Below are 21687 nucleotides of genomic sequence, written 5' to 3'. Positions count from 1 at the left end.
CCCCCCGCAAACTTGAGCCGTCATTTCCAGCGCCCGTGATTCCTTCACGCAACGCGCCCGCGATCCGCCAAAAACCGACTCCTACAATCGCTTACATGTACCGCGCCGACGACCGCTGGCCCCCTCCCCGTCGCGGCCTGCTGCTCGCTTCGTTCACCGCTGCAGCACTGGCGCTGGCCGGCCTGGCGTGGGCCTGGCTGTCCATTCCCCCTGCGGCCGACGGCAACTCGGCCACCGCGGCCGCCACGGCATCGCAGGGACTCGATTTCGCCTTGCTGGCCGCGCTGGCGGCCGCGGCCGGCTTCGGCTGCTGGTGGATGTTGTCGCGCAGGCGCACGCAGGCCAAGCCGCTGGATCCGGCGCTGCAGCCTCAGCAGTTGCTCAGCCTGCTGGACGTGTGGTTCTGGCAGACCGACCGCGATCACCGCGTGGTGCGCTGGCGCGCGCCCGGCGGCTCTGCCTGGCCCGAACCGCCGCTGGGCAAGCCTCTGCACGATGTGCTGCGCCAGGCCGACGCCGGCTCGCGCGACACGCTGCAGCACAGCCTGCAGGCCGAAGCCGACCTGACCGACTGGCCGCTCCTGCTGCCCGGCGCCGACGGGCGCATGCAGCCATGGCTGCTGCGATGCCGGCCGCGGCTCGATGCCCAGGGCCGCTTCGGCGGCCATGACGGCACGCTGCGGTGCATGGCCACGCCCCCCGCGGCGACCGCCGCCCCCGCGGGCATCGCGGCACAGCTCGACGCCTGCGCACAGGCTGCGCTGTGGGCCGAGGCCGATGCCGGCGCCCCCGGCGTGCTGAAGCTGCGCCATGTGAACGCCGCCGCGGCCGAACTGCTGGGCGCTGCGCCCGACGCACTGGCCGGCCAGCCGCTGGCACGCCGGCCGCTGGCGTCCATGGCCGCCGATGCCGCCGAGCAGGAATCGTTCAGCTACACCGTGTCGCACGACCTGCGGGCCCCGATCCGCGTCGTCGAGGGCTTCACCAAGATCCTCAAGGAAGACTACGGCCGCGTGCTCGACCGCATCGGCAACGACCACCTCGACCGGGTGCTGGGCGCCGCCGCCCGCATGAACGGCATGATCGACGCGATGCTCGCGCTGTCGCGGCTGTCGGCCAAGCCGCTCACCTACCAGCCGGTGAACCTGTCGCAGCTGGCCGGCTACGTGATCGAGGACCTGCGCCGCCAGCAGCCCGAGCGCCATGCCGAAGTCCGCATCGCGCCGGACGTGCACGCCCACGGCGACCCGATCCTCCTGCGAGTCGCGCTCGAGAACCTCCTCGGCAACGCCTGGAAGTACACGAGCCGCTGCAGCGGCACCACCCGCATGGAGTTCGGCGTCGAGGAACGCCCGCTGCCGACACGCCCGAACTCGTCGCGCACCTGCCGCGTGTACTTCGTGCGCGACAACGGCGCCGGTTTCGACATGCGCTTTGCCGAGCGGCTGTTCGGCGTGTTCCAGCGCCTGCACAGCGCCAGCGACTTCCAGGGCACCGGTGTCGGGCTGGCCACTGTGCGCCGCATCGTGCAGCGTCACGGCGGCGAGATCTGGGCCGAAGCCGAAGTCGATCGCGGCGCGACCTTCTACTTCACGCTCGGCTGAGGGCAGCGCCGCCGGCCGTGCCGCTTCAGGGGCCGGTGCCGCCCACCAGCGCCAGCCGCTCCATCGCCGCGAGCAGCTGCTCGCAGCTGTCCTCGAGTGAGCGAGCGTCGGCCTCGGCCAGCCGCCGCAGCTTCTCGAGCGCCTGCGCCCGCGACAGCGAATAGCGGTGCATCACCAGGCCCACCGCAATGGACACCACATGCGCCAGGGGGTCGTTGCCCGCCTCGCCGTGCGCGCCTTCGCTGCGCTGGAAGGGCACGGCCTCCCGCGCGCCGCGGCGGCCCATGCCCGCGAACGCCGCCTCCACCGCCGGCACGATCTGCCGGATGTCGAGCGGCTTCACCAGGTAGGCCACCGCGCCGAGCGCCTTCACCTGGGCCACCGTCGCATCGTCCGAGAACGCCGACAGGAACATGAAGGGCATCTGGCAGTACTCGCGCAGGTAGGCGGCCACGTCGAAGCCGCTCTTGCCTTCCATGCGGATGTCGAGCAGCGCGAGGTCGGGCTTGTGCTCGCGCGCCAGCAGGATGGCGTCGTCGCCGTTGTCGGCGTCGATCACCTCGTAGCCGGCCTGTGCCAGTCCGTGCGTCAGCGTGGCCAGCACCAGCCGGTCATCGTCGACCACGAGGATCCTGCCCTTGGGCACTGCGGCGGCACACATGGGCGGGATTGTGATGGAGCGGCTGTCGGGGGCCAAGCGGCTTCGGCCCGTCACGGCGCCGGCGTGATCTTCTTCACGCCCGGCGGCACCAGGCTCACGCTGGCCACCACCCGGTCGCCGCGCTGGCCCAGCGCCAGCGTGGCACTGCGGCGCGGCAACAGGGCCCGGATGAGGCCGATGCCCGACACCCCGCCCGGAAAACTGTCGAGGCTGAAGCCGTCGGGCAGCCGGCCGACGTTGCTGACCTCGATGCGCACACCGCCATCGCCTGCGGTGAAGGCGCAGCCGATCTCGCCGGCCTCGGCGCTGTGCTTGATGGCATTGGTGAGCAGTTCGTTGAGGGTCAGCGCGATCGGGATCGACTCGGCCTCCGGCAGCCCCCAGTCGCTGGTCGCCTCGCCGGCCACTGCGAGCGCGATGCTGCGGCCGAAGGTGCGCTGCACCGACGCGGCAATCGCCTCGACCACGCTGCGCAGCGGCAGCGGACCGCCCGCGCCGACCTGCAGGCCGTAGACCTGCGCGATCGCCTGCACCTGCCCCACCACCTCGGCAATGACCGGAGCCACCTCGGGCTTCTTCGAGGCGATCTGCTGCAGCAGGCCGGCCACCCCTTGCAGGTTGTTCTTGATGCGGTGGTGCACTTCCTTCACCAGCATCTCGCGCTGCGCGATCGCTGCTTCGAGCCGCGCCTGCTGCGCGGCGCGCTGCTCGGTCACGTCGGTGGCCACCAGCAGCAGCTGGTCGGGCGCTTCGCCGGGCCTGGCCAGCGGCAGGTAGCGCGCGTCCCAGTGCTGCATGCGGCCGTCCTGCAGGCGGCGGTATTCACGCTGCGTCACCTCGCTGGAGCCCAGCGCGGCCTCCATGTCGGCGCGCAGGTGCCGCGCCGCCTCGGCTTCGTACAGCTCCTCGGGCGCTTTGCCTACAACGTCCTGCTGATGGTGGCCGGTCACCGCCGCCGCGATCTTGTTGATCTGGAGCACCCGCAGCGTCTTGGCGTCGCGCAGCGTGATGGCCAGCGGCGCCATCTCGATGATGCGCTGCAGCGAGGCCTGCGCCTCGGCGATGCGCGCCTCGGCCTGGCGGCGGCGCGAGATGTCGAGCAGCGCATAGGTGAGCTGGCGCGCGCCGGTGTCGGTGCGGGTGGCCACCGCATTGCCCACCACCCAGAACTCGCGGCCGTCGCGCCCGCGCATGCGGCATTCGAAGTTGTGAGCCTGTCCCTCGGGCAGCTCCTCGAGCAGCTGGGTCTGCTGGAACGGGTGTCCTTCCTCGGGCGTGGCCACGGTGGCGATGGGCTGGCCGATGAAGTCCTGGAGGTCGCCGCCGAACATGCGGCGCGCCGAGCGGTTCATCCATTCGATGCCATCGGCCCCCACGTTGACGATGCCGACGAACACCGAGTCGAGGATGGCGCGCGTGCGATGCGCCTGCAGCGCCACCGCCTGCGCCAGTTCCTCCAGCTCCTGCTGCTGCGTCTTCAGGCGGGTCACGTCCGAGAGCACCGCAATGGCCTCTGCCACGCCGCCCATGGGCGCCATGCGCCGCACCGACAGCGCATACCACTGCGCCGGCCGGCCCTTCAGGGTGACCTCGATCTCGGTCTCATAGACACCCGACTCGCCCAGCGCGGCTTCGCTTTCGGCGACCACGCGCCTCCCGGCCGGGTGGCGGCCGAACAGCTCGCCGATGCTGCTGCCGGCAATCGCGCCGGCCGAAAAGCCCAGCATGCGTTCGAAGCGGCGGTTGCAGCGCACCAGCGTGTTGCCCCGCAGGTAGGCAATGCCGGCCGGCGAGCTCTCGAGGATGGTGGACAGCTCCCGCAGCAGCTGCTCGCTGCGCGCGCGGGCCTGCTCCTGCTCGGTCACGTCCAGCGTGACCACCGAGGTGGTGCGCTGGCCCGACGCCAGCTGGCCCGGCTCCACACGGGTGAGCAGCCAGCGGGTGCCGTGGTCGGGGTGGCGGATCGCATAACGGGCCTCGGCCCGCTCGCCGCGCTTGACGGCCTGCTGCACCCGCTCGAATTCCGCCAGCGATTCGGGCAGCACCACATCGCGCCCGATCGCCTGCAGGCTGGGCGCAGCGCCTTCTGCCGCGCTGCTCCCCTGTTCGTCGGTCGCGCCGGGGGCGGCCGGCCGGCTGCGCCGCGTGCCCATGCCCGACTCCTGGAAGGTGGCCAGTCCCACGCCGGCGGTATCCACCAGCGTGCCCAGCTGCAGCTTGGCAAGGTCGCGTTCTTCTTCGGCGCTCAGGTCTTCGACCACGCACATGTAGCGGCGCCGGCCGCCGCGCTCCTCGTAGCAGCGCAACAGCCCGCGCAGGCGGCGCATGCCGCCCTCCGGATCGGGCACCCAGCCTTGCGACTCGATCGGCGGGTCGCCCGGCTGCAGGCTGGTGAGCAGCCCGCTGCCCTGGCCTTCGCCGGCCTGCCAGCCCAGCAGCTGCTGCACCGCCGCCGACGCCTCGGACAGCAGCACCGGCACGTCGCCCACCAGCGCCTCGAAGGCGGTGTTGGTGCGCACCACGAGGCCCGAGTCGTCGAACATCACCATGCCGGCCGGGCTCAGCTCGAACCAGTGCTCGAGCTCGTGCACCGAGCGGTCAGCCTGTTCGCGCGCGACATGTTCGGAGGTGCAGTCCTGCAGCACGGCGAGGTAGAAGCGCTCGCCGTTCGCGCCGATGAGCACCCGGCGCGCGGCGCGGTACCAGCGCTCGCGCCCGCCCGCGTCGGTGATGCGCCGCTCCACCATCTGCGGCAGCTCGCCGATGCCGCCGCCGTGCAGGAAGCGCGCGCGGTCGGCCAGCACCGCGGCGCGGTCCTCCTCGGGCTGCAGCAGCACCGGGTCGAGGCCGATGAGGCGCTCGCGCGGAAAGCCGCTGAATTCGACATACGCGTCGTTCACCTCGACATACCGGTAGTGCTCGTCCTGCAGCGTCACCGGGAAGGGCGAGGTCCAGAACATGCGGTAGACCTGCTCCCACTCGGCAGTCATCGCCACCGCCGCGGGCAATGCGGCCACGCCGTGCGGAAGGCTCTGGCGTGCAGGCGAAGGCAGCCGCAGGGCCCACAGCCGGCCGTCCAGCGGTTGCAGGCTCGGCGGCTGCGATGCAGCAGCGTCCATCGGCAGCTCGCCGGCGCCGCGGCGCCCGGCCAGCACCTCATGCACCGCATCGACCAGTGCAGCGTCGAGCTGCTGCGCAAGCTGCCGCAGCAGCGTGCCGGGTTCGCAAGGCAGCAACCGCAGCGCCGCGGTGTTGGCGAACTTGATGCGGCCAGCACCGTCCAGCACGAGCACGCCGTCGGACAAGCCGTCCAGGAAGGCGGCCGGCAGTCCGAGGGTCATGACAGCACCCCGCTCGCCGCATACGGCGAGCGACCCTCCGAGAGGGTCGGGCCTTGCTTGGGGCGGCCCGGCGCGGCGGCCCGGGGGGATGACAGCACCCCGCTCGCCGCGTACGGCGAGCGACCCTCCGAGAGGGTCGGGCCTTGCTTGGGGCGGCCCGGCGCGGCGGCCCGGGGGGATGACAGCACCCCGCTCGCCGAGTACGGCGATCGACCCTCCGAGAGGGTCGGGCCTTGCTTGGGGCGGCCCGGCGCGGCGGCCCGGGGGGATGACGACACCCCGCTCGCCGCGTACGGCGAGCCGCGACGCGATGTCATTCGAGCGAAGCGGCCGCAGCCAGCGACTTCAGCAGCGCGCGGTTGATCTCTGCCGAGCCCATCATCAGGTTGTCCGAGGCCTCGCGGATCGCGTCGAGCGTGTCGCCTTCGACCGCCTGCACCAGCTTGAAATAGGGCTGGTAGGGGCCGCTGCCTTCGGCCAGCACGGCATACACACGCTCGGGCACCGGAATGGTCTTGAGCAGCTCGGAGAACGGCTGCTTGAACATGCGGTCGAGCAGCGAGAACACGCCGCAGATGAACATCTCGTTGCGCATCTCGTCGTCGCCCGACGAGCGCACCAGCTCTTCCATCATGAGGCCGCGGCGCACGGCGGCGAACATCACCGGCTTCAGGTTCGCGTCCTTGCTGGCGGTGGCCAGCAGCAGCGCGAGCCAGCGCTTCAGGCGGGTGTAGCCGAGCATCATGATGGCGTGGCGGAACGAGCTGATCTCCACCGACAGGCCGAAGGCGGCCGAGTTGATGTAGCGGATCAGCTTGAACGCGAGCGTCGGGTCGCGGCGCAGCGTGTTCTCCAGCTTGTCGATCGGCTCGGCCTTGTCCACCCGCTGGATCAGCTCGACGATCACCTGCAGGTCGTGCTGCGCCACCGGCTTGCCGGCGGTGGCCTGCATCACCACGTCGTCCATCGGCCAGCCGATCACCGCGGCGGCGCCCCGCTTGAAGCTCGCCTCCATGTCGACGAGCGTGCGCACGCCCGACTGGAAGTAGGTGACGCTGCGGCTGAACGCCGCGCCGGCATCGGCCGCCTCGCCCTGGCGGCGGTCGTCGGCCAGGTCGATGATCGAATGCTTGAAGCAGGGCAGCACGTCGCGCGGCACCTCGCGCACCGGGCGGCCCTTGATGAGCAGCATGTTGCCCGCCGAGTGCAGCGCCTGGATGTGGGCGGCGTTGCTCTCGTCGCTGGCCATGAAGGCCGGCAGCTCGACCATCACGTTGGGGCTCGGCCGTGCGGCCATCAGCTCGTGCAGCAGCGACTCGGACAGCACGTTGAGCGACACCTTGCCGCCGTCCTCGGGCCACACGTCGGCCACCGCATTGAGCAGGCTCGCCGCATTCAGCGGCGTGCCCGGCACCAGCGGGAACACGGTCAGGCGGGTGGCGCTCACGGCGCGGTTGCGGTCGATGATGGGCGAGTAGCTCATGGCGAGCTGGCCCAGGATGCTGTTGTCCATGCGTGTGCTGTCGGTGATTTCGGTGTCGCGTGCGCCCATTCGTGTGCCTGCCAGTCCCTGCTTGTTGATTGGAAGCGGCTGAGTCGTCGATCAGCCGTTGATGTACTGGAACAGCGACATGCGCTGCACCATCGAATAGGCCTTGAGCGCGGCATCGTAGCCCGTCTGCTGTGCCTGGAAAGTCGAGATCGCTTCGACCATGTCGAGATCCTCGGCTTCGGAACGGGTGGTCCGCACCGCCAGCGTGTGCTCGTCGAGGCGGTCCGCCACGCCGTCGATGCGCTTGAGGGTTTCGCCGGCCGAGGTGCGCGCCGACTGCAGGCGACCCATGACCTGGTCCACGTCGCGCAGCGCGAAGCCCACCACCTGGGCCGGCAGCTCGCCGTTCTCCAGGCCGGCGATGGCGGTGTCCAGCGCCTCGAAGACCGACAGGTCGGTGGTCGACGGCCGGGTCTCGAACCGGTCGCCGTCGGCCGGCGCGCCGGTGAGGGTGAGCGCCATGCCGTCGATCTGGATCGCCTCACCGCTCTTGAACGCCATGTTGGTGAGCGCGGTGGGCGCGCCGTCGCGCAGCACGCTGTAGGTGGTGGTGCTGTTCGGCGTGCCGGGCGTGACGGTGAACTGGATCTCGTAGGTGCTGCCGGTGATGGCGGTCGGGTCGGTCACGGTGCCCGGATTGATGGCGGCAGTGCCGTTCTGCTGCAGCGCGCGCGTCTCGAACACGCCGTTGCCGCGCCGTGCCTGCAGCCAGATGGCCTGGCCGTCCAGCGCCATCGGCAGCGGCTCGCCGGCCGACACGTTACCCTGCCCGCCCAGCCCCTGGAAGCTCACGCCGGCGGGCGTGTCGATGAAGGGCGGCGCGGCCGAGCCCTGGCCGCCGAACAGGAAGCCGTTGCCGCCGTCGGGGCGGTTGGCCACGGTGAACAGCTGGGCCCGGATCTCACGCAGCTGCTGGGCCTGGATGCGGCGCTCGGCGTCGCTGTAGCTGCCGTTGCCGGCCGCCACCAGCGCCTCGCGGGCCTGCTGCAGCAGGTCGTTGGCATCGCCCAGCGCGCTTTCGGTGAGCACCATCGCATTGCGGCTGGCGTCCACCGCCCGCATGCTGGCTTCGTTGCGCCGCTCCGCGGCCAGCATGCGCTCGGCCCGCGCCGCGGCGGCCGGGTCGTCGCTGGAGCGGTTGATGCGCTTGCCGGTGGTGAGCTCGAGCTGGCCTTCGCTCATGGCCTGCTGGCGGCGCTGGAGCTGGTCGATCGCAGTGTCGTAGCTGTTGGCGGTGCTGATTCTCATGATGTTTCCCTGGCCTACTTCGCCATGTCGAGCAGCGTGTCGAACACGGTCTGCGCCACCTGCAGCACCTTGGCTGCCGCCTGGTAGCTCTGCTGGAACTGGATGAGCCGCGCGGCCTCCTCGTCGAGGTTCACGCCGGCCTGGCCGGCGCGCATGGCCTCTGCGTTCTCGGCCACCGCCGACGAGATGCTCGACGCCGCCTTGGCGCTTTGCACCCGCGTGCCGATGCTGGCCATGGCCTGCGCATAGGCCGAGGTGATGGTTTCGCCGGGCACCACGGCGCCGCCGCCCAGCACCTGCACGCCGACCATCGCCTCGTCGCGCAGGTTCATCAGCGCCACGGCGTTGCCGTTGTTGGTGGCGGGGAACTGGGTCTGCCGCACCGAGAAGCTGTCGCCGGTGCGCGGCACGCCGTTCAGCCGCAGCTCGAAGCCGTTGAGCGCGATCGGCTGGTTCGCCGTCCAGGTACCGGAGCCGCTGGACACCACCGCATTGGAGGCATCGCGCAGCTCCCAGGTGTAGGCGCCGGTGTTGCTGGTGAAGCTGATGTTGGCGGTGAGCGCCGGGTTGATCGACGAGTTCACCACCGCCAGCGACGCCACCGTGGCGCTGCCGGTGTTGTTGGGGCCGACGGTGCTGATCACCGGCGAGGCCGCTGCGAGGCCCTTCGGGTCGTCGAGGATCCGCTGCATGTCCTGCCCGGCCATCGCCACCGGCTGCAGCAGGAAGCGGTCGTTGGGGCCGGGTGCCGGCGCGCCGACGTTGACGGTGAAGCCGTCCACCGTGTCGCCCGGATTGATCTGTCGCGCCAGCCCGTCGGACAGGCGGGTGAGGATGTAGCCGCCGGGCGTCGCCGGATCGCCGCGCAGCTCGTAGTCGCTCGCCTGCAGCTGCGACGCGTCGGCGATCGCCACCGACACCGGCACTGCAGCCGTCGCGTTGTTGACGTTGGCCAGCACGCGCGGCGCGCCGGTGCTGAACAGCGGCGCGCCGGCGCCTGCCGGCTGGCGCAGGTCGAGGCCGAACGACTGCTGTTCGTTGACGCGCGCCGAAAAGGCCGCCGCCATCTGGCCCAGCAGGTTGCGCGCATCGGACAGGTCGCCCTGGAAGCGCAGCAGCCCGGCGATGGTGCCGCCGGCCAGCACGCTGGGCGGCACCACCCGGTCGCCGCCGGCTTCGCGGATCGAGATGCGCGACTGCGTCTGGTCGAATTCGCCCGGCTGGACCACCAGCTCCAGCGCCTGGTTCGACAGCACCAGCCGCTGACCGCCGCCGATGAACAGGCCCAGCGTGCCGTCGTCGGCCTCGATGGTGGTGACCTGCATGTACTGGTTGATCTCGCTGACCAGCTGGTCGCGCTGGTCGAGCAGGTCGTTCGGCGTGTGGCCCAGGCCCTTGGCCTGCGCGATCTGCTGGTTGATGGTGGCCACCTGCTTGGCCAGCGCATTCACCTGCGAGACCGCATTGCGGATGTCGGCATTGGTGCCGACCTGCAGCTCGTTGATCTGGTCGCCGGCGGCGCGAAAGCGCAGCGCCAGGTCCTCGGCCCGCGCCAGCACCACCTGGCGCGCCGACGGATCCTGCGGGTTGTTGGCCACCTCGACGAACGCATTGAGCATCTCGCCGGCCGCGAAGCCCAGCCCGCCCTCGCCGGTGGGGAAGACCTTCTCCAGCTCCTGCAGCTGCTGCAGGCGCGTCTCGTCGGCCGCCGCCTGCGAACGCGACAGCGCCGCCTCCTTGGTCAGGAAGGCGTTGTGCGCCCGCGTGATGGTGTCGATGTTCACGCCCTTGCCGAAGAAGCCCGCGCCGGTGAACTGGCCGCCGGCGGTGGACAGCTCGACCTGCTGGCGCGAATAGCCGGGCGTGTTGGCATTGGCGATGTTGTTGCCGGTGGTCTGCAGCGCCGCGTAGTTGGCGAACATCGCCCGCGAGCCGATCGACAGGAGACTCGATCCCATGGTGTGCGGCCCCTGTTATGCGGTGAGCGTGCGCTGCAGGCGCAACGTGGTGTTGATGACCCGCGACAGCTTGTCTGCATAGGCCGGATCGGTGGCGTAGCCGGCCTTCTGCAGCCCCTGCGTGAAGCCCTGCACCGAGTCGCCCTGCGCCACCACCTTCGAATAGCGGGGGCTGTCCTTCAGGAGCTTCGCGTAGTCGCGGAAGGCCGCCTCGTAGGACTCGTAGGCGCGGAACTTCGCCGTCACCTTGCGGGGCTGGCCGTTCACGAATTCGGTGGTGGTCACCTCGGCCACGTCGCCCTTCCAGCCCGCGCCGGCCTTGATGCCGAACAGGTTGAAGGAGTTCGAGCCGTCGCGGTGGCGGATCTCGCGCCGCCCCCAGCCCGACTCGTGCGCCGCCTGGCCCAGGATGTAGGCTGCCGGAATGCCGGTGTCGGCCTCGGCCGCCCTGGCGGCCTCCTGGTGTTCGGACACGAAGTCCTTCGCGGCGCCGCTGCCGCCGCTGCCCACGCTGCCTGTGCGGGCGGTGCGCGCCGGCGCGTTGGCGGCGGCCGCGGGCGGCACTGCGGCGGTGGTCACACCGCCAAGCTGCCGTTCCAGCTGCCTGGCGATCGCCTCGCTCAGCCCGCCGGGCATGCCGGTCATCTTGGCCGCGAACTGGTCGTCGAGCATCTCGGTGCCCATCTTCGTGCCGGCGTTGTCGAGCCAGCCTTCGCCCAGCGTGCCCGAGCGCATGCTCTTCATCAGCTCCTGCATGAAGAGGGCCTCGAACTGCCGGGCCGCCTCCTTGATGGCAGCCTTGGGGTCGCGCGACGCAGCGCCGCGCAGCGCGTCGATCGACGCGCTGCCGTTCGGATTGAAGGTGACGCCTGAAGCCATCAGATCACCTCGAGCTCGGCGTTGAGCGAACCCGCCGCCTTCATGGCCTGCAGGATCGCCAGCAGGTCCTGCGGTGTGGCGCCCAGTGCGTTGAGCGCCTTCACCACGTCGGTCAGCTTGCTGCCGGCCGGCACGTTGATGAGCGAACCCCCGTCCTGGCGGATCTGGATGTCGGCCCGCTCGCCCACCACCGTCTGGCCTTGCGACAGCGGCGCCGGCTGGCTCACCACCGGCGTGGAGCTGATGGTGACCGACAGGTTGCCGTGGGCCACGGCACAGGGCCCGAGCGTGACCGACTGGTTGAGCACGATGGAGCCGGTGCGGGCGTTGATGACCACCTTGGCGGCCGGCGCGGCCAGCTCCAGCGGCAGGTTCTCGATCTCGGCCAGGAAGCTCACCCGCTCGTCCGGCGTGGCCGGCATGCGCACCCGGATCACCCGGCCGTCCATCGCCTGGGCGACACCGTCGCCCATCTTGCGGTTGATGGCGCGCGCCACTTCGCGCGCGGTGTTGAAGTCGGCCGCGTTGAGGTCGAGCTGCAGCGAGTCGCCCTGGGCCAGCGGCGTGGGCACGGCCCGCTCCACGGTCGCGCCGCCCGGCACGCGGCCGGCGTTGAGCGTGTTGATCTGCACCTTGGAGCCGCCTTGCGAGGCGCCAGCGCCGCCGATCACGACGTTGCCCTGGGCCAGCGCATACACCTGGCCGTTGGCGCCCTTGAGCGGCGTGGCGATGAGCGTGCCGCCGCGCAGCGACTTGGCATTGCCCATGGACGACACGTTGACGTCGATGACCTGGCCGGGCTGTGCGAAGGGCGGCAGCTGCGCCGTCACCATCACCGCGGCCACGTTGCGCAGCTGCATGTTGGTGCCCGGCGGCACGGTCACGCCCATCTGCTGCAGCATGGCCTGCATGCTCTGGGTGGTGAAGGGAGTCTGGGTGGTCTGGTCGCCGGTGCCGTCGAGGCCGACGATGAGGCCGTAGCCGACCAGCTGGTTGCTGCGCACGCCCTGCACGCTGGCCACTTCCTTGATGCGGGTGGCGGACTCGGCGGTGGCCGGCCACCACAGCGCGGCGCTGGCGGCCAATGCACTCAGTGCGACGAGAAAACGGACAAGACGATCGAGCGGCGACTGCATGGTGGCAAACCTCTGAGGCTTGTCACCATTCTTGATTTCTTTAGAGCGGCAGAACGTTCAAAAAGAACCTCGCCAACCAGCCTATTCCCTGCGCTTCGGCCTGCTGGCCGCGGCCACGGTGCTCGATGCGCACGTTGGCGATCTGCGCCGAGGCCACGGTGTTGCCCGAGACGATGGCGCGCGGGTCCACCTGGCCGGAAAAGCGCAGCACATCGACGTTCTCGTTCACGCCGATCTGCTTTTCACCGGCGATCACGAGGTGGCCGTTGGGCAGCACGTCGATCACGGTGGCGGTGATGGTGCCCGAGAAGTTGTTGCTGCTTTCGGTGCTGCCCTTGCCCGCGAAGGTGTTGGACGACGAGCCCGAAGCCGAAGCGCGGGCGAACGAATTGGGGTTGATGCCGGGCAGCGCGGTGATGCCAGCCTCCAGCGCGCCGGTCTTGTCCACCGTGCTGGTGGACTTCTGGCTGGCCGTGACCTTTTCCACGATCTGCACGGTGAGCGTGTCGCCCACCAGGCGCGCGCGATGGTCTTCGAACAGCGGCCGGTAGCTGGTCGCCTGGAAGATCGCGCCGTTGTTGATCTCCGGCTGCGGCTGCACCTGCGGGCGCGCGGCCATCTGCTCGGGCATGTCCACCTTGGGACTCAATGCGCCGCAGCCGGTGAGGACCGCGGCGAGTGCGAGGGTGGTGGCGTGGAAGGTTCGCATTTGTCTCTTGCAGTGACTGGTCACCAGTCACTACTCACAGCTGCCCGAGGCGCTGGAGCATCTGGTCGGAGGTCTGGATCGCCTTCGAGTTGAGCTCGTAGGCGCGCTGGGTCTGGATCATCGCGACCAGTTCCTCGACCACGTTGACGTTCGACGTCTCGACGAAACCCTGTGCCAGCTGGCCCAGGCCGTTGCTGCCGGGCGCGCCGGTGTTGGGCGTGCCCGAGGCCGCGGTTTCGGCGTAGAGGTTCTGCCCCTTGGGGTCGAGGCCGGCCGGGTTGACGAAGCTCGCGAGCTGCAGCTGGCCCACCGCCTGCGGCGTGGCCTGGCCGGGCAGCGCCACGCTCACCGTGCCGTCGTCGGCGATGGTGATGCTTTGCGCATTGGCCGGGATGGTGATACCCGGCTGCACGACGTAGCCGTTGTTGGTGACCAGCTGGCCCTGTGCATCGACCTGGAATGCGCCGTCGCGGGTGTAGCCGGTGGTGCCGTCGGGCAGCTGGATCTGGAAGAAGCCGTTGCCCTTGACTGCGAGGTCGAGCGGGTTGGTGCTCTGCTGCAGGTTGCCCTGCGAGAACTGGCGCGTGGTGGCGGCAGCACGTGTGCCCAGGCCCACCTGCAGGCCGGTGGGCAGCTGCGTCTGCTCGGAGCTGTTGGCACCCGCCTGGCGCAGGTTCTGGTACATGAGGTCCTCGAACACGGCGTGCGAGCGCTTGTAGCCGTTGGTGGCCGAGTTCGCGAGGTTGTGCGAGATGTGGTCCAGCTGGGTCTGCTGGGCTTCCATGCCGGTCTTGGAGATCCACAGGGAACGCATCATGGTCGTACTTCCGGGAGTGATGGCCTGGATTCTTGGCCTTGGAGCGGCGGAGCTTTAGCCCGAATAGAGGCTGGAAGGGCGGCTATCTTTGCCTTCGACCGGCCCCCTTTTGCGTCGGGTGGCTCCCAACTGCTTTCGTGCCGTTTCATCTTGTCGTTTGGAACAGCCCGAAAGCAATCAACCGGAAGACAGCAGCTTCGCAGCCGCCTGCTCATCCGCCTCGGCGGTCTGCACCATCTTCATCTGCGCCTCGAACTGCCGGGCCGCGGCGATCATCGCCACCATCGTCTCCACCGGGCTGACGTTGGAGCCTTCCAGCGCTCCGTCCTGCAGCCGCGCATTCGGATCCGCCGGCAGCTCGCCTTCGGGTGCGCGAAAGAGGCCGTCGGTGCCGCGCTCGAGCGCCGCCTCCGGCGTCACCAGCTTCAGCCGGCCGACCGGCAGCACGGTGCCGTTGGGCTGCTTCACGGTGACCGTGCCGTCCGGCGCGATCGACGGCGTGGTGTTGGTGGGCAGGGTGATCGGGCCGCCGTCGCCCAGCACCGTCAATCCGTTGCCGCTGCTCACCAGCACGCCTTCGGCATTCACCTGCAGCGAGCCGGCCCGGGTGTAGGCCTCGGTGCCGTCGAGCCCCTGCACGGCCAGCCAGGCATTGCCCTGCATCGCCACGTCGAGGTTGCGGCCGGTGGCCGTCACGGCGCCGGCGTCCGGGTTGTAGCCGGTGGTGGTTTCGAGCGCATAGACCCGCGTCGACGCACCGTCGCCTTGCACCGGCACTGCACGAAACGCCTGCAGCTCGGCCCGGAAGCCGACCGTCGAGACGTTCGCGAGGTTGTTCGACAGCACCTCCTGCCGCTGCATGGTGGCCTTCGCCCCCGACATCGACAGATAGATCATCCGATCCATGGCTTTGCTCCTTCGTCGCAGTGACTGGTGACCAGTGACTCGTGACTCGTGAATTCACAAGTCACCAGTCACCAGTCACTGGTCACTACCGCAAGTTGACCAGCGTCTGCAGCACCTGGTCCTGCGTCTTGATCGTCTGCGCGTTGGCCTGGTAGTTGCGCTGGGCGGTGATCATGTTCACCAGCTCGGCGGTCAGGTCGACGTTCGACTCCTCCAGCGCACCGGCCTGCAGCACGCCCATGTTGCCGTCGCCCGGCACGCCAACCACCGCGTCGCCCGACGCGTAGGTGGCGTTCCAGGCGTTGCCGCCCATGGGTTGCAGGCCCTGGGCATTGCGGAAGGTGGCGATCTCGATCTGGCCGGCCGGCTGCGACTGCCCGTTCGAGTAGCGGGCCATGATGATGCCGTTGCCCTCGATCGTGATGCTGGTGAGCTGGCCCGGCGCATAGCCGGTCTGCGTCAGGTTGGTCACGCCGAAGCTCGCGCCGTACTGCGTGGCGTTGTCCATGTCGAACGGAATCGCCAGCGGCGTGGCGATCAGCGCGCCCGACGAGTTGGTGAGGCCGGCCGGGATGTTGATGGTGGGCGGGTCGGGCACGAAAGTCGGGGTCGTGCCGCCGGCGTTGAAGGTGGCCGAGGTGACCGGCAGCGGCGCGGCTGCGGTGCCGTTGACGGTGCTGCCGTTGGCGGTGACGTACACGTCCCAGGTGCCGTTGCCGGTCTTCTGGAAGTAGTAGGTCAGCGAGATGTCCTGGCCGAGCGCGTCGTAGGCCGTCACCGAGGTGGCGTTGTTGTAGGTGGTCGGGTCGTTGAAGTCGATGCCCCCGCCGGCCGGCCGGGTGACGGCGGCGCGCGAGTCGAGGTTCAGCTCCATCGTGATCTGGTCGGTGGCGCGCGGCGCGATGCCCACCGTGGGCAGCTGGATCGGCGTGGCCTGCGCCGGCACGATGTTGCCGGTCGCGTCGGCGCGGTAGCCCAGCAGGCGCTGGCGCTGGTTGTTGACGATGTAGCCCTCGCGGTCGATCTTGAACTGGCCGTTGCGGGTGTACATCGTCGGATTGCGGCCATCGCTCACCTGGAAGAACCCGGCGCCGTTGATGGCGATGTCCATCGGGTTGTCGGTGGTGGTGACGTTGCCCTGGGTGAACTGCTGCGCCACCGCGGCCACCTGCACGCCGATGCCCACGCTGTTGGTGCCGGCGCCGGTCATCGAGGTGGCATACACGTCGGCGAACTCGGCGCGCGCCACCTTCGAGCCGAAGGTGTTGGCGTTGGCCACGTTGTTGCCGATCACGTCGAGGTTGCGGCTGGAGGCGCTCAGACCCGAAAGACCTTGCTGGAAGCCCATGCTGATTCCTTGTTGGTAGCGGTGTGTTGGTTCTGGCGGCGGTTCAGGAGAACGCCTTGATGTCGCTGTAGGCCACCGTGCGGCCGCCCAGCAGTTCGAGCGAAAGCTTGTCGCCGGCGGTCGACACGGCGTTCACCACGTCGCCCACCAGCGGGGTGGTGCCCACCTTCACCGCACCGGTGGTGGCGGTCACGCGGAAGCGCAGCCCGCTGTTGTCGGTGACGCCGTTGGCGGTCCATTCGAAGCCGTGGCGGCCGGCGCTCTGCGCGCCCAGCTGCAGCGTGTCGATCACCCGGCCCGAGGGCGACAGGATCTCGACCTTCACGTTGTCGGCAGCGCCGGCCAGCTCGAAGCCGGCGGCCCCCTTGCCGTTGGCCACCGCGAGCGTGTCGCCCTCGAGCAGCACCTTGCGGCCCACCAGCGAAGCGCCCTGCAGCGCCTGCATCTGGGTGAACTGGCTGGTCATCGACTCGATGCCCACGTTGAGCTTCTCGATGCCGGAGACGGTGCTGATCTGCGCCATCTGGCTGGTGACCTGCGCGTTGTCCATCGGGTTCAGCGGGTCCTGGTTCTGCATCTGCGTGACCAGCAGCTTCAGGAACCGGTCGGCGGCCTCGCTGGTGGCGTCGGCCTTGCTGCCCGAGCCGGCGTTGAGCGCGGCATACGGGTTGGTGGTGTTGTTGACCGCAGTCGTCATCGCCAGTCCCTCTTCCTCTTACTCTTCAAGAGCCCATTTGAAGTGTCTTGAGCAGCAGCGTCTTGGCCGTGTTCATCACTTCGATGTTGTTCTGGTAGGAGCGCGAGGCCGAGATCATGTTGACCATCTCCTCCACCGCGTTCACGTTGCTGTAGGTGACGTAGCCCTCGCCATCGGCCTGCGGGTGCTTCGGGTCGTGCACGCGGCGGCCGGCGGTCTGGTCTTCGGTGACCTGGCTCACCTTCACGCCGGCGGCGCCCACGTCGCCCATCTGCACCGTCTGGAACACGACCTGGCGCGCCTTGTAGCTCTGGCCGTCGGGGCCGGCCACCGTGTCGGCGTTGGCCAGGTTGGAGGCCACCGTGTTCAGCCGCTGGCTCTGCGCGCTCACCGCGCTGCCGGCCACGTTGAAGATGCGGAGCATGGACATCTGCGACTCCTTTGATGTCTTACTGGCCGGTGATGGCGCTGAGCATGGTCTTGACCTGCCCGTTGATGAAACGCAGCGTGGCCTCGTACTTCACCGCGTTGTCGGCGAAGTTGGCGCGCTCGCGGTCCATGTCCACCGTGTTGCGGTCGAGGTTGGTCTGGCTGGGCGCGGCATACAGCAGGTTGGCCTCGGCGCGCGCGCCCGCGGCCGGCGCGATGTGCCCCGGCTGCGTGGCGGCCATGGCGCCGGCGACCGGCATCTGCCCGGTGGCCTGCTTCAGTGCGGCGGCGAAGTCCATCTCGCGGGCCACGTAGCCCGGCGTGTCGGCATTGGCGATGTTGCTGGCGATCAGGCGCTGGCGCTCCGAGCGAAGCACCAGGGCCTGGCTCTGGAAGTCGAGCGTGTTGGTCAATCGGTCCAGCATGGCGTCACCTGCCCTTTGGGGGCTTTGAGCGGAATGGCTGGCATTCTTTGACCGCGGCCGGCAAAACATTAGCGGGAATAAGGGGCGTTCTTTCGGCCATTTCCGGGCCACCCGCCGGCGCGAACGCTTCTACAGTGAGCGTGTGATGAAGTCCCCGTACCTGCCCGCTGCACTGTCCTACCTGCTGGTGGCCATCGTCCTGATGGTGGCCGCGGCGGCCGCGCGTGCGCAGACGGCTCCGCCGCCGGACACGGCCGACGAACTGCGCGCGCTGCTGTCGCGCGAAACGAAGTCGGCCCCGGCCGGCACCCGTGTGGAATTCACGATCGGCCAGCTCGACGCACGCCTGAAGCTCGCGCCCTGCCAAAAGATCCAGCCCTACCTGCCGGCCGGCACCCGCCTGTGGGGCAGGAGCCGCGTCGGCATGCGCTGCGTGCAAGGCCCGGTGCACTGGAACGTCTACCTGCCGGTCACCGTCAAGGTGTATGGCCAGGCCGTGGTGGCGGGCGCCAGCCTTGGCCAGGGCCAGCAGCTCGCCGCCGCCGACCTGCGCCTGGCCGAAGTCGACCTGGCCGAGGAGCCCTCCCCCGCGCTGCTGGATCCGGCCGCCGCCGTGGGGCGCCCGCTGGCGCGTGCGCTGGCCCCGGGGCAGACGCTGCGGCAGTCGCACCTGAAGGCACGGCAATGGTTCGCCGCCGGCGAAACGGTCAAGCTGGTGGCGCAGGGCCCGGGTTTCGCGGTGTCTTCCGAGGGCCAGGCGGTCACCCCCGGAATAGAGGGTCAAGCTGCGCGGGTGCGTACCGATAACGGACGTATCGTGACCGGCACCCCGGTCGGCGAGCGGCAGGTGGAGATCCGCCTGTGACGCATGAACGAAATGTTGCAAATGGGTCCTCAAGTCTTCCGGCCGCAAGCCGAAAGCCCGAAGGACATGTTTCGGCCGCGTCAGGCCGGAAGGAGCGTTAGATGAAGATCGGCAACAACAACACCCCGGCGCCTGCGCAGGCCACGGGTGCGGTCGCGCGCGGCGCGGCACAGGAAGCGGCCCCGGCTGCGGCCAAGCCGCAACTGCAGGCGGCCGAAGCCGGTTCTGCTGCGCCCGGGAGTACCACCGTGAAGCTCTCTGCCACCGCTTCCAGCCTGCTGTCGGCCAGCAGCGGCGACTTCGATGCCGACAAGGTCGAGCGCATGCGCCAGGCCATCGCCGACGGCAGCTTCAGCGTCAATGCCGAAGTGATCGCCGACAAGCTGATCGCCAACGCACAGGAACTGCTCGGCAAGTCCTCGCATTGAACCGGCCATGATGATTCCCTCCCCCGGCAGCCCCGAAGGCAAGGCCCTGGAAGACGCCAGCGCCAAGGCGGCGAGCCAGGCGCTCGAAGGCCTGATCGCACGGGTGGAGACCCACCTGGCCGCCCTGGGCGACGCGCTGCTCCAGCGCGACAGCCAGGGCATCGAAACCCACGCCAGCGAGCTGCACCAGGCGCTCGCGCGGGCGCTGGACGGCTTCACCCAGGCCGCCCGCCAGGGCCATGTGCCGCGCCCCCTGCGCCACCGGCTGGCGCAGGCCAGCGGCCAGATGGCCGCACAGCGCGAATCGCTGGCACGCGCCACCGCCGCGCTCGACCGCGCGATCGACGTGCTGATGCCGCGCCAGCACGGCGGCGGCGTCTACTCGGCCCAGGGCCTGACCAGCGGCCCCAGGGCCGGCGGCTCGATCAAGGCCTGAGCGGCCTGTCCACTCTCGGCGCCGTGCGCGCCGCCCGCTACTCCGCGTCCCAATCGGCCTGATACCGGCTGACGTCGATACCCGCGTCCACCAGCGGCTTGCGGTTGCGCTCACGCGCGATCTTCGGGCTGGCCAGGATGAAGCCGCGGATCACGTCCTCGCGGGTCACGACCCGGCTGCGGCCCGCAAGTTCTTCTGCCACCCGCACCACCTTGCGCCGCGCCAGGCTGCGAAACAGCGCCGGTACCGCCTTCAGCAGCTGCTTGAGCAGCGCATCGGCATCAGCCTGCCAGGTCAGCACCGTGGGCAGCTCCGGCGGCGTGTCGTATTCGTCCTCGGTGAGCGCGCGCCACACGGTCAGCAGGTTGCCGTCGGCGTCGCACACGGTCGCGCAAAGCGTCATCTCCGGCGTGCGTGCCACATCGTGGACCAGCGCGCAGCCGCCAATCGTCAGCAGCGCATCGAGCACGGCATCCACGTCCGCCACCAGCAGCCGCAGGCAGGCGTTGTGCTCGGTGCGCTCGACCTCCACCAGCCGCAGGCCCACCGTGCCGCCTGCATCCAGCTCGAGCCAGCCCGCGCCCTGGGCGCGCTGCTCGAAGCCGAGCAGGCCGCCATACAGCGCCTGCGCGCGGGAAAGGCTGCGCACGGGCAGCCGGACATGGGTCACGCCGAAAACGGCAGGCGCGGGGTTCATGAGGCAGTTTCCTTTTGGCAGCGATGCCACGCGAGCGATGCAGCAGGGGCCGTCTCCGGCGCCATCCTGTTCATGGGACTGTCGTTGTGGGTCAGCAGGCCGATGTAGCCCGTTCGCCGCCCTGGCCGGGGCTGCCGGGACGCGGCAAGGAGGACTTCACGCGGGCGACGGCCGGCGCGAACGCATGGAGGAAATCGATCTGCGCCTGCGACTGCACCCAGCCGGGGTGGCAGCGGCGGACCTGCTCCAGGCACTGTTCGCCGCCGAGGCGCCCTTCGCGTTGCCAGAGCCAGTAGGCCGCGAGCGTCGTGCCGGTGCGGCCCAGCCCGGCGCGGCAATGCACCGCAATCACGTCGCCGCGCGCCAGCGATGCGTCGATGCGAAGGCACAGCGAGATGGCCTGCTCGATGCCGGGCGGCTGCATGTACACCATGGGCTCGTGTTCGACCTCGATGCCGTGCGGCGCCGCCAGGTCGGCCCGGAACGGCCGGTCGGCCACCGAGATGAGCCGGGTGACACCCACGCGCTGGAGCAGGTCGAGGTCGTAGGCCGGCGGCTGCACCAGGCCCGGCCAGGGCGTGCCGGCGAGCCGGCCGGGCAGCAGCCAGGCAAACCGGCTGGGGCCGAGCGTACGCGGCGCATGCGTCGGGTGGAGCAGCACCACCGCATCGGCGACGCTGTGGCTGTGGCCCAGATGGTGCATGGCCACCAGCAGCGAACGGTCGCGGCCTAGCTGCCGCAGCACCGCCAGCACCGGCTCGGCCTGCGCGTCGGACAGGCCGGCGGTGGGTTCGTCCACCAGCAGCAGCGGCGTGGCCACCCTGGCGCGGCGCAACAACGGCACGAGCCGCTGTTCGGTCAGCGGAAGCTCCACGACGGGCACGTGCAGCTGCAGTGCGAGCGACTCCAGCCCCAGCGAAGCCAACCACCCGGTGAGGTGCGCCTGCTGCTGCGCGGCAGTGAGGCTGGCGCGCTCGGGCCAGTCGTGCACCAGGTTCTCGAACACGCTCGACAGCGGCAGCCGGGCCTTCTGCATGACCAGCGGCGGGCGCTCGCCGGGCACCGCGTAGTCGATGCGGCCCTCGATGCGAACGGACGGGTGGCCCGCGTTTTCGCCGGCCAGCGTGCGCAGCAGGGTCGACTTGCCGGCGCCGCTGGGTCCCAGCAGCACGGTGACGCCCCGCGGCGGCAGGTCGAGGTCGACACCTTCGAGTACCGAACGCTCGCCGTAGGCCACGCACAGCCCTCGCAAGGTCAGCACGTTCACGGGTGCCTCCTCATGCCAGGCAGGGCTTGCTCCTGGGCCAGCGTCAGCACCTTCGTCTCGAAGGCGGCCGCGTCATCCGGGCGCGATACGGCCGCGGCCGGGGATCGACTTTCGTGGAGCGCGGCGGGAGGGAAGGCCGCCGCGTCGACATGCAGGTGCCGCTGCCGCGACATGACTGCATTCATCGCTTTCGCGGCCAGGGTTTCGAACGTCACTTACTACCTCGTCGGACTGGTGAAAACTGTATGCACCGGTCCGCCCCGAGACATGATCGCCTCATGACG

General features: G+C 69.9%; 21 protein-coding genes. 4 read left to right on the top strand and 17 right to left on the bottom strand.

Annotated elements, in window-relative coordinates; genetic code table 11:
* Nucleotides 1–95: 95 nt before the first annotated feature.
* Nucleotides 96–1604, top strand: a complete 1509-nt coding sequence (locus tag E8D38_RS28395) for an ATP-binding protein (RefSeq protein WP_181179294.1) — start codon at nt 96–98, stop codon at nt 1602–1604.
* Nucleotides 1605–1629: 25 nt separating this feature from the next.
* Here the strand turns inward: E8D38_RS28395 and E8D38_RS20250 are convergent, their stop codons facing one another.
* The 14 genes from E8D38_RS20250 to flgB all read right to left on the bottom strand — a co-directional run bounded on the left by E8D38_RS20250 (nt 1630) and on the right by flgB (nt 17710).
* Nucleotides 1630–2265 (bottom strand): response regulator, encoded by a 636-nt coding sequence (locus E8D38_RS20250; RefSeq protein ID WP_140634926.1) that lies wholly within the window; start codon nt 2263–2265, stop codon nt 1630–1632.
* A gap of 50 nt (nt 2266–2315) precedes the next feature.
* Nucleotides 2316–5606 carry a PAS domain-containing sensor histidine kinase gene (locus E8D38_RS20245; protein ID WP_140634924.1) on the bottom strand — a complete coding sequence of 1097 codons (3291 nt, stop codon included), beginning with the start codon at nt 5604–5606 and terminating at the stop codon, nt 2316–2318.
* Between the two features lie 313 nt (nt 5607–5919).
* Entirely contained in the window at nt 5920–7158 is a 1239-nt protein-coding gene (locus tag E8D38_RS20240; RefSeq protein WP_246099581.1) for an EAL and HDOD domain-containing protein, read from the bottom strand.
* A gap of 51 nt (nt 7159–7209) precedes the next feature.
* The gene (gene flgL / locus E8D38_RS20235) at nt 7210–8406 is read right to left on the bottom strand and encodes a flagellar hook-associated protein FlgL (RefSeq protein WP_140634922.1); all 1197 of its coding nucleotides are present in this window, start codon (nt 8404–8406) and stop codon (nt 7210–7212) included.
* Nucleotides 8407–8420: 14 nt separating this feature from the next.
* Nucleotides 8421–10364: a flagellar hook-associated protein FlgK gene (flgK, locus tag E8D38_RS20230; RefSeq protein ID WP_140634920.1), complete on the bottom strand. Its 1944-nt coding sequence runs from the start codon at nt 10362–10364 to the stop codon at nt 8421–8423.
* 15 nt (nt 10365–10379) lie between these two features.
* A complete protein-coding gene (gene flgJ, locus E8D38_RS20225) occupies nt 10380–11243 on the bottom strand; it encodes a flagellar assembly peptidoglycan hydrolase FlgJ (protein WP_140634918.1) in 864 nt (287 codons plus the stop codon).
* The gene (locus tag E8D38_RS20220) at nt 11243–12379 is read right to left on the bottom strand and encodes a flagellar basal body P-ring protein FlgI (protein ID WP_140634916.1); all 1137 of its coding nucleotides are present in this window, start codon (nt 12377–12379) and stop codon (nt 11243–11245) included. Before E8D38_RS20220 ends, flgJ begins: the two co-directional genes overlap by 1 nt.
* A 40-nt stretch (nt 12380–12419) precedes the next feature.
* On the bottom strand, nt 12420–13088 hold the full coding sequence (locus E8D38_RS20215) for a flagellar basal body L-ring protein FlgH (protein WP_140634914.1): 669 nt from the start codon (nt 13086–13088) through the stop codon (nt 12420–12422).
* Nucleotides 13089–13122: 34 nt separating this feature from the next.
* Nucleotides 13123–13905 carry a flagellar basal-body rod protein FlgG gene (gene flgG / locus E8D38_RS20210; protein WP_140634912.1) on the bottom strand — a complete coding sequence of 261 codons (783 nt, stop codon included), beginning with the start codon at nt 13903–13905 and terminating at the stop codon, nt 13123–13125.
* 177 nt (nt 13906–14082) lie between these two features.
* Complete coding sequence (flgF, locus tag E8D38_RS20205) at nt 14083–14811, bottom strand: flagellar basal-body rod protein FlgF (protein WP_140634910.1); 729 nt, start codon at nt 14809–14811, stop codon at nt 14083–14085.
* A gap of 85 nt (nt 14812–14896) precedes the next feature.
* On the bottom strand, nt 14897–16159 hold the full coding sequence (flgE, locus tag E8D38_RS20200; RefSeq protein WP_140634908.1) for a flagellar hook protein FlgE: 1263 nt from the start codon (nt 16157–16159) through the stop codon (nt 14897–14899).
* Nucleotides 16160–16202: 43 nt separating this feature from the next.
* The gene (locus tag E8D38_RS20195) at nt 16203–16856 is read right to left on the bottom strand and encodes a flagellar hook assembly protein FlgD (protein ID WP_140634906.1); all 654 of its coding nucleotides are present in this window, start codon (nt 16854–16856) and stop codon (nt 16203–16205) included.
* Nucleotides 16857–16881: 25 nt separating this feature from the next.
* Nucleotides 16882–17286: a flagellar basal body rod protein FlgC gene (gene flgC / locus E8D38_RS20190; protein ID WP_140634904.1), complete on the bottom strand. Its 405-nt coding sequence runs from the start codon at nt 17284–17286 to the stop codon at nt 16882–16884.
* 19 nt (nt 17287–17305) lie between these two features.
* The gene (gene flgB / locus E8D38_RS20185; RefSeq protein ID WP_140634902.1) at nt 17306–17710 is read right to left on the bottom strand and encodes a flagellar basal body rod protein FlgB; all 405 of its coding nucleotides are present in this window, start codon (nt 17708–17710) and stop codon (nt 17306–17308) included.
* A 145-nt stretch (nt 17711–17855) separates the two neighbouring features.
* Here flgB and flgA point away from each other — a divergent pair, with 145 nt between their 5' ends.
* From flgA to E8D38_RS20170, 3 genes are all read left to right on the top strand, one after another.
* Nucleotides 17856–18575 (top strand): flagellar basal body P-ring formation chaperone FlgA, encoded by a 720-nt coding sequence (gene flgA, locus E8D38_RS20180; protein WP_140634899.1) that lies wholly within the window; start codon nt 17856–17858, stop codon nt 18573–18575.
* A 101-nt stretch (nt 18576–18676) separates the two neighbouring features.
* Nucleotides 18677–19003: a flagellar biosynthesis anti-sigma factor FlgM gene (gene flgM, locus E8D38_RS20175; RefSeq protein WP_140634898.1), complete on the top strand. Its 327-nt coding sequence runs from the start codon at nt 18677–18679 to the stop codon at nt 19001–19003.
* A 7-nt stretch (nt 19004–19010) separates the two neighbouring features.
* Nucleotides 19011–19439, top strand: a complete 429-nt coding sequence (locus tag E8D38_RS20170; protein ID WP_140634895.1) for a hypothetical protein — start codon at nt 19011–19013, stop codon at nt 19437–19439.
* A gap of 37 nt (nt 19440–19476) precedes the next feature.
* On the opposite strand, the gene E8D38_RS20165 is transcribed toward E8D38_RS20170, so the two are convergent.
* The 3 genes from E8D38_RS20165 to E8D38_RS20155 all read right to left on the bottom strand — a co-directional run bounded on the left by E8D38_RS20165 (nt 19477) and on the right by E8D38_RS20155 (nt 21618).
* The gene (locus E8D38_RS20165) at nt 19477–20136 is read right to left on the bottom strand and encodes a DUF2621 family protein (protein ID WP_140634893.1); all 660 of its coding nucleotides are present in this window, start codon (nt 20134–20136) and stop codon (nt 19477–19479) included.
* Nucleotides 20137–20227: 91 nt separating this feature from the next.
* Nucleotides 20228–21403, bottom strand: coding sequence for a phosphatase domain-containing putative toxin (locus tag E8D38_RS20160; protein WP_140634891.1), 1176 nt, complete (start codon nt 21401–21403; stop codon nt 20228–20230).
* Entirely contained in the window at nt 21400–21618 is a 219-nt protein-coding gene (locus E8D38_RS20155; protein ID WP_140634889.1) for a hypothetical protein, read from the bottom strand. Before E8D38_RS20155 ends, E8D38_RS20160 begins: the two co-directional genes overlap by 4 nt.
* Nucleotides 21619–21687: the final 69 nt, after the last annotated feature.

The sequence above is a fragment of the Methylibium rhizosphaerae genome, assembly GCF_006386545.1.
In the GTDB taxonomy this organism is placed as follows: domain Bacteria; phylum Pseudomonadota; class Gammaproteobacteria; order Burkholderiales; family Burkholderiaceae_C; genus Pseudorivibacter; species Pseudorivibacter rhizosphaerae.
Note: the sequence above shows the minus strand (reverse complement) of the source record. Positions and strands in the feature narration are given on the sequence as shown.